This window comes from Thermoanaerobaculia bacterium (assembly GCA_035260525.1).
In the GTDB taxonomy this organism is placed as follows: Bacteria; Acidobacteriota; Thermoanaerobaculia; order UBA5066; family DATFVB01; genus DATFVB01.
The window spans coordinates 1-11,912 of record DATFVB010000147.1; the positions used below are offsets into that span (position 1 = coordinate 1).

General features: G+C 68.0%; 9 protein-coding genes. 6 read left to right on the forward strand and 3 right to left on the reverse strand.

Going from position 1 to position 11,912, the window contains the following annotated elements; translation table 11 throughout:
* Positions 1 to 185: helix-turn-helix domain-containing protein (locus tag VKH46_06925; protein ID HKB70563.1), on the reverse strand; the 185-nt coding region annotated here is incomplete at its 3' end.
* Positions 186 to 486: 301 nt separating this feature from the next.
* On the opposite strand from VKH46_06925, the gene VKH46_06930 reads away from it, so the two are divergent.
* Positions 487 to 2,676, forward strand: coding sequence for a M3 family metallopeptidase (locus tag VKH46_06930; protein ID HKB70564.1), 2,190 nt, complete (start codon positions 487 to 489; stop codon positions 2,674 to 2,676).
* A 171-nt stretch (positions 2,677 to 2,847) separates the two neighbouring features.
* Here the strand turns inward: VKH46_06930 and VKH46_06935 are convergent, their stop codons facing one another.
* Together VKH46_06935 and VKH46_06940 are read right to left on the reverse strand one after the other, a co-directional pair.
* Positions 2,848 to 3,375 (reverse strand): DUF6036 family nucleotidyltransferase, encoded by a 528-nt coding sequence (locus VKH46_06935; GenBank protein HKB70565.1) that lies wholly within the window; start codon positions 3,373 to 3,375, stop codon positions 2,848 to 2,850.
* Entirely contained in the window at positions 3,360 to 3,641 is a 282-nt protein-coding gene (locus tag VKH46_06940) for a hypothetical protein (protein ID HKB70566.1), read from the reverse strand. The genes VKH46_06935 and VKH46_06940 overlap by 16 nt, the downstream gene beginning before the upstream one ends.
* Before the next feature lie 180 nt (positions 3,642 to 3,821).
* On the opposite strand from VKH46_06940, the gene VKH46_06945 reads away from it, so the two are divergent.
* The 5 genes from VKH46_06945 to VKH46_06965 all read left to right on the forward strand — a co-directional run bounded on the left by VKH46_06945 (position 3,822) and on the right by VKH46_06965 (position 11,364).
* Positions 3,822 to 5,111, forward strand: coding sequence for an ammonium transporter (locus VKH46_06945; GenBank protein ID HKB70567.1), 1,290 nt, complete (start codon positions 3,822 to 3,824; stop codon positions 5,109 to 5,111).
* Entirely contained in the window at positions 5,108 to 5,458 is a 351-nt protein-coding gene (locus VKH46_06950) for a P-II family nitrogen regulator (protein ID HKB70568.1), read from the forward strand. Before VKH46_06945 ends, VKH46_06950 begins: the two co-directional genes overlap by 4 nt.
* A 613-nt stretch (positions 5,459 to 6,071) precedes the next feature.
* Positions 6,072 to 7,019: a transposase gene (locus tag VKH46_06955; GenBank protein HKB70569.1), complete on the forward strand. Its 948-nt coding sequence runs from the start codon at positions 6,072 to 6,074 to the stop codon at positions 7,017 to 7,019.
* A 301-nt stretch (positions 7,020 to 7,320) separates the two neighbouring features.
* A complete protein-coding gene (locus tag VKH46_06960; protein HKB70570.1) occupies positions 7,321 to 8,766 on the forward strand; it encodes a tyrosine phenol-lyase in 1,446 nt (481 codons plus the stop codon).
* 81 nt (positions 8,767 to 8,847) lie between these two features.
* Positions 8,848 to 11,364: a DUF4388 domain-containing protein gene (locus VKH46_06965; GenBank protein HKB70571.1), complete on the forward strand. Its 2,517-nt coding sequence runs from the start codon at positions 8,848 to 8,850 to the stop codon at positions 11,362 to 11,364.
* Positions 11,365 to 11,912: the final 548 nt, after the last annotated feature.

Below are 11,912 nucleotides of genomic sequence, written 5' to 3' on the forward strand. Positions count from 1 at the left end.
TTGAGCTCCTCGAGGTATCGCGGCGTGACTCCCAGCATCTGGTCGTCGAGCCACGTGTCGATCATCGCCTTGCGAAAGCGCCACCGATTGCCGACTTTCACGCCCGGGAGCGCCCCGTCCGTGACGAGCTTCAATACGGTCCGGTCGTTGACCATCAGGTACTCGGCGAGCTGTTTGATCGTCATGAGGCGATCTTCCATTCAGCCCCGCCCTTTCTGTCGTTTGCACTTCATCGGGAGTAAATTTACGTCAGATTACGTCTTTTGTCAAAGAATACCGTCTGACTACCCAAAAACGCTGAAATATCATGAGCTTTCGATCGATAGGATAGGCTTGGCGGCACCTCTTGAATCCGCCGGCGGCAAAGGTGAAAAGGCGTTCCCGCCCGAAGATCCGCTGCATCTGCGTCATTGCTCCGGCGTCCTCGCTGGGATATCTGGAAGGCTGCCTTCGTTTCTCGCGAACCGACCGAAAGGAGCGATTTCGATGTTCAAAGGCACCATTCTCCTGGCGGGGGCCGCCATCCTGCTCGCCGTCGCGCCGCTCGCGGGCGCGGACGCGGCCGAAAATCCGCTGCTCGCGAAATGGACCGGCCCCTACGGCGGCGTTCCGCCGTTCGACAAGGTCACGGTCGCCGGCTTCCGGCCGGCCCTCGAGAAAGCGATGGCGGACGAGCTCGCCGAGATCGACGCGATCGCCGCGAGCCCGGAGAAGCCGACCTTTGCGAACACGATCGCTGCTCTCGAGAGCGCGGGCAAGGAGTTCGACCGTTCGTCGACGATCTTCGGCATCTACAGCTCGACGATGTCGACGAAGGACTTCCAGGCGGTCGAGACCGAGATGGCCCCGAAGCTCGCGGAGTTCGGGGACAGGATCGTCCAGAACCGGAAGCTGTTCGCTCGGGTGGCCGCCGTCTACGACGCGCGCGAGACGCTCGGGCTGACGCCCGAGCAGAAGCGGCTCGTCTGGCTCGACTACACGAATTTCGTGCATGCCGGCGCGAAGCTCGAGGGCGGCGCGGCGAAGCGGATGTCGGAGATCAACCAGAAGCTGGCGGCGCTCTTCACGAAGTTTTCGCAGAACCTGCTCGCCGACGAGCACGACTACGTCCTCTTCCTCGACAAGGAATCGGACCTCGAGGGGCTCCCCGAAGGCGTGCGCCAGGGCGCCGCGGCCGCCGCGGAGGCGCGGGGACACAAAGGGCAGTGGGCGATCCTGAACACCCGCTCGAGCATGGAGCCGTTCCTGACGTACTCGGCGCGCCGCGACCTTCGCGAGAAGGTCTGGAGGACCTATTACAGCCGCGGCGACCACGGCGACGCGAAGGACAACAAGAAGATCATCTCCGAGATCCTGCGCCTGCGGGCCGAGCGCGCGAAGCTCCTCGGTTTCGCGACGCACGCCCACTGGCGTCTCGAGAACTCGATGGCGAAGACGCCCGAAAAGACGATGGAGCTCATGGAAGCGGTCTGGAAGCCCGCCGTCGCCCGCGTGCGGGAGGAAGTCGCCGACATGAAGGCGATCGCCGACAAGGAGTCGATCGCCGGCGCCGCGAAGATCACGATCGAGCCGTGGGATTACCGGTACTACGCCGAGAAGGTGCGCAAGGCGAAATACGACCTCGATCAGAACGCCGTCACGCCGTACCTGCAGCTCGAAAAGATGCGCGAGGCGCTGTTCTACACGGCCGACCGTCTGTTCGGCCTGAAGTTCACTCCCGTCACCGGGCTCCCCGTCGTGAATCCCGACGTCCGCGTGTGGGAAGTGAAGGACGCCGCGGGGCGGCACGTCGGCCTCTGGTACTTCGATCCCTACGCCCGCGAAGGAAAGCAATCGGGAGCGTGGATGAACGCCTACCGGAGCCAGTCGCGCTTCGAGGGGGAAGTCCCGACGATCGTCTCGAACAACACGAACTTCGTGAAAGGGAAGCCGGGCGACCCGATCCTGATCAGCTGGGACGACGCGACCGCGCTCTTCCACGAGTTCGGACACGCGCTCCACGGCCTCCTCTCCTCGGTCGATTACCCGTCGGTCTCCGGGACGAACGTCGCGCGCGACTACGTCGAGTTCCCGTCGCAGCTCCTCGAGCACTGGCTCTCGACGCCGGAGGTCCTGAACCGCTTCGCCCGGCACTACGGGACCGGAAAGCCGATCCCGGCCGACCTCGTCGCGAAGATCGAGAAGGCGTCGACGTTCAACCAGGGCTTCATCACGGTCGAGTACCTCGCGGCGGCGCTCGTGGACATGAAGCTCCATCTGGCGGCCACGCCCGACCGGGACATCGATCCCGACGCGTTCGAGAAGGCGACTCTCCGGGAGCTCGGGATGCCCCGGGAGATCGTGATGCGGCACCGGACGCCGCAGTTCGGGCACATCTTCTCGGGAGACGGTTATTCGGCGGGGTACTACAGCTATCTCTGGTCCGACACGCTCTCGGCCGACGCGTACGAAGCGTTCGTCGAAGCCGGCGGGCCCTGGGATCCGGCCGTCGCGAAGCGTCTGAAGGAGAACGTCTTCTCGACCGGCAATACGCGCGATCCGGCCGATTCGTACCGCGCCTTCCGCGGCCATGATCCCGGGATCGGCGCGCTGATGAGGAAGCGGGGCTTTCCGGTTCCCGCGGCGACCGAGCCGGCGAAGACCGGCGCCGGCTCCTCGAGCGGTTCGACCCCGTAATTCGCTCCGGTTGCTCCCGCTGTTCTTTCGAGCCCCCGGCGCGTCGCGCCGGGGGCTTTTTCCTCGCGCGTTCGCGAAACGCGCGGTCCCCGCGTCCTCATGATGCCGCTCGGCGGCTCAGGTGCGTTCGGCCGCCCGCCCGTCCGAGTGGGAACCCGGCGGGCGCGCGTCTTACGGCGCGCGTTCGGCCGCGCGGCGCACGGCTTCGCGAAACGCCCGGGGATCGACCGCCGGATAACGGTAGAGGAAGGGCTCGATCGACCGGAAGTGCTCCTGCAGCCGGCCCGGGTCGACGAGCCCGCGGGCGAAGAGCTCGCCGACGTCCTCGAGGTCCTGGCGGTGGCCGCGCTCGATCTTCGCGAGGGCCTGAGCGTAAGGGTCGTAGTGCGCGAACTCGACGGAACCTTCCCCGCCGATCGGGATCGACCGGTCGCGCCATCCTTCGAGCTCGGGGATGAAGTGGTCGGGAGACGCGAGCTCGACGTTGACGCCGAGCTTCTCCTTGATCTCCGGGATCGCGCGGAGCAGGCCTTCTCCTTCCGGCTCGATCTTGATGTCGATGTCGATGGTCGAGGATCTCCAGCCCATCAGGACCGCCGTCACCCCCCCGGTGAAGTAGACGCGGTGGGGAGAGCGCGACTCGCGCGCGAGCGCCCGCATGAACTCGCGAATCCGGGCCGCGTCTACCGGCCGGCGCATTCCGCCGCCCGCTCGAAGCTCACGAGCCGCCGGATGAGAGCGTTGTACCGGGAGTGCGCGGAGTCGGGATCCTCCGACGCGAGAGCGTCGTAGAGGCGCCGTTCCGGGTCGGATTCGGGAGAGGAAGGGACCTCGAAGCCGAGACGCCGAAGGCGGGGCGCCCCGACGAGAACGAGGAGCGCGGGGATGGACAGGACTCCGCGGCGCAAATCCGCGATCCCCTCTTCGACGAGGTCGCCGCCGGGAAGGTCCGCCGCCGTCGCCACGTCCCCGATTCTAGCCCTCACGAGGACGCGACTGATGATTTCAATTTATTGCACTTCTGGCACTTTCTTGCATACAAAATCAAATTTCCACCGCCAAAAACCATCCAGCGATCATGGGAATGTGCTGGAATTGCAAATTTCATTGATCAGTTGGCCGGACGCTTGCTATACTTCGCGGGCATGAAAAGCGCGGACACGGTATGGCTCCTCCTTTCGACGGCCCTCGTGCTCCTGATGACCCCCGCCCTCGCGTTCTTCTACGGCGGGCTCGTTCGCTCCAAGAACGCGCTGAACACGATGATGATGAGCATCGCGGCGCTCGGCGCGGTCGGTACGGCGTGGGCGATCGCCGGATATTCGCTCGCGTTTTCCGGCGGAGGGGCGCTCGCCGGAAACTTCCGAAACGCGTTTCTCGCCGGGGTCGGACTCGACGCGAAGGGGACGATCCCGCACCTGCTCTTCTTCGCCTACCAGGCGACGTTCGCAATCGTGACGGCCGCCCTCATCTCGGGATCGGTCGTCGAGAGGATGCGCTTCGCCCCCTACCTCGCCTTCATCGCGCTCTGGTCCGTCGTCGTGTACGCGCCGGTCGCGCACTGGGTGTGGGGCGGGGGGTGGCTCGCCCGCCTCGGCGCCCTCGATTTCGCCGGGGGAACGGTCGTCCACGTCAACGCCGCGGCCGCGGCGCTCGCGGCGTGTCTCGTGCTCGGCCCGCGCAAGGACTTCGCCCGGCAGGCCGTCCTGCCGCACCACGTGCCGTTCACGCTGCTCGGCGCCGGCCTCCTCTGGTTCGGCTGGTTCGGCTTCAACGGCGGAAGCGCGCTCGCCGCGGACGGCCACGCGGTGCTCGCCTTCGTCAACACCCTGCTGGCGCCGGTCGGGACGCTCCTCGTCTGGACGATCCTCGACCTGTCGCGGAGCGGTCGCGCGACGGCGGTCGGCGCCGCGACGGCCATCGTCGTCGGTCTCGTCGCGGTCACGCCCGCGGCGGGATTCGTGCGTCCGATCGCGGCGCTCGCGCTCGGCGGTGCCGCCGCGCTCCCGAGCTATTTCGCGCTCCTCTGGCGCGCCCGGACGCGCCTCGACGACTCGCTCGACGTCCTCGCCGCGCACGGCGTGGGCGGCACCGTCGGAGCGCTGCTGACGGGACTCCTCGCCGAAAAGGCGTGGAGCGGCGCGGCCGACGGCGCGCTCTTCGGAAATCCCCGCCAGCTCGCGATCCAGGCGATCGCGGTCGCGGCGACGGCCGCCTACAGCGTCGGCGCGAGCGTGCTGCTGCTCAAGCTCGTCGGCGTTTTCGTGCCGCTCCGCGCGACCCGCACCGAGGAAGGGCTCGGGCTCGACGTCACCCAGCACGGTGAAGAGGCGTACGCGCGGGGCGAGGGCGCGATTCTCGTGCTGCCGGCCGCCGGAGGAGACGGCGACGCTGCGCCGGCGCCCACGCTCGTGCCCGAAGGGAGCCCGGCCTGAAGCTCGTCGTCGCCGTCGTCCGGCCGGAGAAGCTGGCCGACGTGCTCGAGGCGCTCTTCCGGGCCGACGTCCGCGGCCTCACCCTCCATCGCGTCGAGGGGCACGGCGGGGAGACCGAAAGGGTCGCGACCTACCGCGGCACGACGGTCAAGATGGAGCTTTCCGAGAAGGTCCGCCTCGAGATCGGCGTCTCCGATTCGTTCGTCGAGACGACCGTCGCCGCGATCGTCGCCGGCGCCAGAACGGGAGAGGTTGGAGACGGAAAAATCTTCGTCCTGCCGGTGGAGAAGGTGTATCGGATACGCACGGGGGAGGAGGACCAGGCCGCTGTCACTCCTGTGAGCTGACGCGGCGATGCATCGAGCCGGGCGGGCGCGAGCCGCCGGCCGCCGCCACGACGTACGGCTCTCGGTACGCCTTAGGCGCCGGCCGGCGACCCGCATCCCCGCCGGGCTCGCGCCTCGGCGCGTCTCGAGGGCGGCACAACTGACATCGTCCTTCCTTCGAGGACCCATCGGCTGACGCGGCGATACGCCGCGTTATACGGGTCCGTTCGGCCCGCCGCCGGCACGACGTACGTTCGCGTTACGCCTTAGCCGCCGACGGTCCGCCCGAACCCGTCTTCCACGACGTCTCGGCGCGTCTCGACGGTGACACAACTGGCGGCGTCCTTCCTTCGAGGACCCATCGGCTGACGCGGCGACCTGTCGCGCAGAAGCTCCGAAGGAGCGAAGGCGGATGCATCGAGCCGGGCGGGCTCCGCTCTGCGGAGCTACGGCGCGATCGGGTTGTTGAGTTTGCCCGCGCCGAATCGGACGGTCGATGCCAATAGGATCGCGCCGACTCGTCCCGCCGAAGCTTCGGCGAAGGAGGAAGCTTCAGAAGGCGGAGCGGGCGCGTGCCGCCGGCCGTCGCCCTAGCGACGGGGTCAGATCTGTATTATGTGTTATGGTTGGCGGGATGAGCCGGCCGCTTCGCCTTGAATTCGAGGGCGCTCTTTACCACGCCACGAGCCGGGGAAACGAGCGGAGCGCGATCTTTCGCGACGATTCCGATCGTGCACGTTTCCTTGAGTTCTTCGGGTCGGTCGCCCAGAGGGAGCGGTGGGTCGTCCATTCCTATTGCTTGATGGGAAACCATTACCATCTCCTTCTGGAGACTCCTCTCGGCAACGTCAGTCGCGGGATGCAGCGGCTCAACGGGCGGTACACCCAGTACTTCAACATCCGGCACCGGCGAACGGGCCACCTTTTCCAGGGGCGATTCAAGTCGATCCTGGTCGAGAGGGACCCGCATCTTCTGGAGCTGACGCGCTACGTGGTCTTAAACCCCGTCAGGGCGGGAGTGGTTCAGGGCGCAGGCCAGTGGCCGTGGAGCAACTACCGGGCGACTGCCGGTCGGACGCGCGCGCCCGGGTGGCTGGAGATCGACTGGACGCTGTCCCAGTTTTCGTCCGGAAGACGGGCCGCCAGGGAAAGCTACCGCCGGTTCGTTGCAGAGGGGAAGGGGCAGCCGTCGCCGTTCCGGGATCTCGCCGGGCAGATCTACCTCGGTGGCAAGGGTTTTCTTAAACTGATGGATGCCCGGCTTCGAGGACAAAAGATCGATCCGGAGATTCCTTCGGCTCAGCGCAAACCGTGGCTGACGGACGCCCGAGCGATCAAGAAGGCCGTCGCGCGTGAATACGGTGTTGACGAGGTCGATCTCCGTCGCCGGCGTGGCGGGGAGGAGAAGAGGGTGGCGATCTACCTGATGCGCAAGCTGACGAACCGGACTCTTGCGGAGATCGGAGAGGAATTCGGTGTCCGGGCCTCGTGGGTGGCACAAATCGTGGGAAGACTCGAGACAGACCCGGGCCGCCGGCTCGGGCAGCGTCTCGGAGTGCTCGAGAAGGTCATCGGTCCATAGTGTATAACACAGATCTGACCCCGAGGCGCGGTGACCCCGAGGCGCGGACCAGATCTGACCCCGAGGCGCGGCCGCTGGCGCCATGCGCCGATTTCCGGTCGTCGAATCCCGGCTCCTTTCCCGCCCCCTGCGAACGATCGGCAACAACAGGGCCAGACGCGCCCGCCCGAAGCCCCCGAGCCATCCGGGCCGCCGGCCCGCCGGCGGGGCCGGACTCGCTCTGCGGCAATCGCGCCGAATGGGTGATTTGAATCATAGGGATCGCTCGCCGTCCGCGGGAGACTGCGGACGAGGAGGGGAAATGTCCGAAAACCAGCGGCGCTCCTGGGCGGAGCCTTTCAAGATCAAGATGGTCGAGCCGCTCTTCATGAGGTCGCGCGGGGAGCGGGAGATCGCGCTCGCGGAAGCCGGCTACAACACCTTCCTGCTTCGCTCCGAGGACGTCTACATCGACCTCCTGACCGACAGCGGCACCAACGCCATGAGCGACCGCCAATGGGCGGGGATGATGCTCGGCGACGAGGCGTACGCCGGCAGCCGGAACTTCTACCATCTCGAGGACGCCGTGCGGCAGTACTACGGCTACCGGTTCCTCGTGCCGACCCACCAGGGGCGCGCGGCGGAGCACCTGATCTCGAAGATCCTGATCCATCCCGGAGATTTCGTGCCCGGAAACATGTACTTCACGACGACGCGCCTCCACCAGGAGCTCGCGGGAGCGACCTTCGTGGACGTGATCGTCGACGAGGCGCACGACCCGGAAAGCCGCCATCCGTTCAAGGGGAACGTCGACCTCGGCAAGCTCGAGGACCTCGTTCGCCGCGTCGGCGCGGAGAAGATCCCGTACGTGTCGGTCGCGGCGACCGTCAACATGGCGGGCGGACAGCCGATCGCGCTCGAAAACCTCCGGGCCGTCCGCGCGTTCTGCGCCGCCCGCGGCATCCGCGTGATCCTCGACGCGACGCGAGCGATCGAGAACGCGTGGTTCATCCAGCAGCGGGAGCCGGGGATGCGCGAGCGCACGATCGTCTCGATTCTCCGCGAGATGTGCGCCCAGACCGACGGCTGCACCATGAGCGCGAAGAAGGACCTGCTCGTCAACATCGGCGGCTTCCTCGCTCTCAACGACGAGAAGATCTACGAGGAGGCGCGCAACCTCGTCGTCGTCTACGAGGGGCTGCACACGTACGGCGGGCTGGCCGGCCGCGACATGGAAGCGATGGCTCTCGGCATCCCGGAAGCGGTCGACGAAGCGCACATCCGCGCCCGGATCGGCCAGGTCCACTACGTGGGCGAGCGGCTCGAGCGAATCGGCGTCCCGATCGTCGTGCCGGTGGGCGGGCACGCCGTCTTCCTCGACGCGCGCCGGATCTACGCGCACCTGCCGCAGTCGCTCTTCCCGGCGCAGACGCTCGCGGCCGAGCTCTACGTCGAGGCGGGTGTCCGCGCCATGGAGCGGGGCGTCGTCTCGGCCGGGCGGGACCCGTCGACCGGCGAGCACCGGTTTCCGCGTCTCGAGCTCGTCCGATTGACGTTTCCCCGCCGGGTCTACACCCAGGCGCACTGCGACGTGACGGTGGAGGCGGTCGAGGCCGTCTGGAACCGCCGGAGCGAGTCGCGAGGGCTGCGGATGATCTTCGAGCCGAAATACTTGCGCTTTTTCCAGGCCCGTTTCGAGCCGGCGCGGGTCGAAGCCGGCGGCGGAGGCGCCGGGAGGGGAGCGGCGGTCGAGCCGGCGGTCGTCTGACCGAGCCGGGAGCGCGTCCCCGGCGCCCGGCGTCGCGGATGAGGCGAAAAAGGGACTGCGTCCGGGTTACAATTCCGGCCAGTGGCGGATTCCGTCGATTTTGGCCATCCGGGATGGGAAATCCGTGAGGCGCTTTTCGAGCTGCAGCGGTATCTCTCCGACCAGGTGGCGCCCCTCATGGTCGTCGACGCCGTCGACGTCCTCATCCGCCATCCGCCCGAGCTGACGGTCTCCGAGATCCAGAACTGGACCGCCGAGCAGCACACGCTTTCGGGCAACGCCGCGCCGACTTCGGACTATTTCTTCCACGGGATCAAGAAGCTGCACCTGCTCTCCGAGTACAAGCTCATCGGCGAGCAAACGCTCGGACCGTTCCTCGAGCGGATCGCGGTCCTGCTGTTGAACGCCTGCCCCGTGGAGGATCGCGATCTGTTCGCGAGCAACGTCCGACGCCTCGCGACGGCGGAAACTTTTCTCAGCAGCCCCGTGTCGGTCCTGCACCGCCAGACCGGCGCCGAGAAGCCGCTCGTGGCGGCGAGGAAGCCGGGGCCTGCGGGCGCGCCCGCGGGAATGCCGTCGGACCTTTCCCGGGCGATGACCGACGGAATCCGCCGCTTCACGCTCCTCCTCGGCCGCCTGGGCCCTCCTCCCGAGCGCCGGCCGGACGGCGCCGCTCCGCCGGCGCCCGCGCGCGAGAAGGTCCTCTCGGAGATGCTGTCGGTCGCGGCGCGGGACTCGCGCAGCGCGACGGACCTGGACCGATACCTCGCCAAGCTCGGCGATCTCGGAATGGACTCGCGGATCGATCGCGTGTTCCGGTCGCTGTCGCTCGCGCTGCCGGGCTGGGCGATTCCCGTCGCGGCCAAGCCGTCGGAGGGGGCCGAGACGCCGAAGGTCGGCGCGGTCGAGGCGATGCACCAGATCGTCGCGCTCGCGAGCGATCCCGCGGAGGGAGCGCGCCGTTTCCACGAGATGGTGCGGGCGGCGGTCGAGCAGCTCAACGAAGGCGAGCTCGGCCGCGCGGTGACCATGTTCGATCTCGCCGAGCGCCTCGTCGCCGAGAAGAAGGTCGAGCCGGAGCGCGCGGACCTGACGCGCCGCGGCATGCAGGAGCTCGTCGACCTCGACCGTCTCCGGACCTACGCGGAGGACGCCAGCCGCCAGTCGATCCTCCGGAAGGTGCTCACGTTCTTCCCCGCCCTTTCGCCGCAGGGGATCCTCGACGAGCTCGAGACGGAGCAGAAGCGCGAGCGCCGGCGCCTCCTCGTGACGCTGCTGCAGGTGCACGGTCCCGTCGCGCGCCGCGCGGCGCTCGAGAAGCTGCGGCAGCCGCTCAACCCCGCCTCCGGCCAGGCGGGGTGGTACTTTCAGAGGAACCTCCTGAACGTCCTGCGGCGCATTCCGCGTCCCGACGACTCCCCGCTCGAAGCCGAGATCGAGATGCTCGGGTTCCTCGGACGCCCCGGCCAGCACATCCTCCTGATCAAGGAAGTCATGGCGAACCTCGCCATGATCCGCCACGACAAGACGGCCGCGGTGCTGATCTCGATCGCCCGCGAATTCGAGGCCCTCGCCTCCAAGCCCGGGGGCGGCCCCTATACCCCCGAGGATATCCAGACCGTCCTCGACCGCGCCTATTCCGCCCTCGCCCGGATCGGGACGTCGGCCGCGGTCAACGCGGTCGTGGAACACGGTCTGACCTCGTCGTCGGCCCTCGGAGAGACGACCGCGCGGCTGGCGGAGCTTTCGGGCGTCGATCTCTCCAGCGAGATGACCGCCGTGTCGCGCCTGACGACGGCGCTTCGAAAGGAACTCCCGCGGAAGGTCTTCGGTTTCGTGATCGCCCGCAAGGCCCAGAACATCGAGTGGATCGTGCGCGCCCTCTCGTCGACGCCGACCCCGGAGGTCCGGCAGCTCTTCCGGGAGGTCGCCCGGACGTACCCCGACCAGTCCTTCGCGAAAGCGGCCGCGGCGGCGCTCGACGGCTTCGACCATGCCGCTCCCGCCGCCGATACCTCGTCGCTCCCCAGCCTCTCGGGAGATCTCGAGCTCTTCGGCATGCCGAACCTGCTCCAGAACCTCGCGCAGAGCGAGGTGAGCGGCGTGCTGACGCTCACCGACCGATCGGGAGAGACCGCCGGCATTCTGACGTTCGAAGCGGGAAAGCTCGCCCATTGCCGCGTGGGACCGCTGAGGGGACGCGACGCGGTCTACCAGCTCTTCGAGAATCCCGCGCCCGGAACGTTCTCGTTCGTCAACCGCCGCGAGAACGGGGCCGGCCTCGATTCCGGATCGCTCCTCGAGATCGTGCCGCTCCTCTTCGAGGGGAGCCGCCGTTACGACGAGCTTCGCCAGGCCCGCGCCCTCGTGCCGGAAGGCGTTTCCCTGACTCGGACCTCGATTCCCGCGACGGCGCCGGAGGACGAGCGCGATCCGACGCTCCTCCAGGGGGTATTCGCCAGAGTCATCGCCGGCGCGTCGCCGTCGCAGTGCGAGGAGGCCTTCTTCGTCGACTCCTACCGGATCTACCGGCTGATCGCGCACTGGCTGGAAGAGGGGTCGCTGGTGACCGCCGAATCCGCCACCGCCACCGCTTAACCGGCAGGCGCGGCGATGCATCGAGCCGGACGGGCGCGTGCCGCCGGCCGTCGCCACGACGTACGCTCTCGGTACGCCTTAGGCGCCGGCCGGCAGCCCGCATCCCGTCGGGCTCGCGCCTCGACGCGCCTCGTCGTGGCGTCAACTCACATCGATGGTCCCGTGATCTTCTGGCGGGCAGGCGCGGCGACTTGTCGCGCCGAAGCTTCAGCGAAGGCGGATGCATCGAGCCGGACGGGCGCGTGCCGCCGGCCGTCGCCACGACGTACGCTCGTCGGTACGCCTTAGGCGCCGGCCGGCGGTCCGCATCCCGTCGGGCGCGCGCCTCGCCGCGCCTCGTCGTGGCGTCAACTCACATCGATGGTCCCGTGATCTTCTGGCGGGCAGGCGCGGCGACTTGTCGCGCCGAAACTTCAGCGAAGGCGGATGCATCGAGCCGGACGGGCGCGTGCCGCCGGCCGTCGCCACGACGTACGCTCGTCGGTACGCCTTAGGCGCCGGCCGGCGGTCCGCATCCCGTCGGGCGCGCGCCTCGCCGCGCCTCGTCG

What these genes read in the sequence shown, in the direction of transcription:
- VKH46_06930 (HKB70564.1), top strand. Translation starts at nt 487, where the DNA reads ATGTTCAAAGGCACCATTCTCCTGGCGGGGGCCGCCATCCTGCTCGCC.
- VKH46_06935 (HKB70565.1), bottom strand. Translation starts at nt 3,375, where the DNA reads ATGCGCCGGCCGGTAGACGCGGCCCGGATTCGCGAGTTCATGCGGGCG.
- VKH46_06945 (HKB70567.1), top strand. Translation starts at nt 3,822, where the DNA reads ATGAAAAGCGCGGACACGGTATGGCTCCTCCTTTCGACGGCCCTCGTG.
- VKH46_06955 (HKB70569.1), top strand. Translation starts at nt 6,072, where the DNA reads ATGAGCCGGCCGCTTCGCCTTGAATTCGAGGGCGCTCTTTACCACGCC.
- VKH46_06960 (HKB70570.1), top strand. Translation starts at nt 7,321, where the DNA reads ATGTCCGAAAACCAGCGGCGCTCCTGGGCGGAGCCTTTCAAGATCAAG.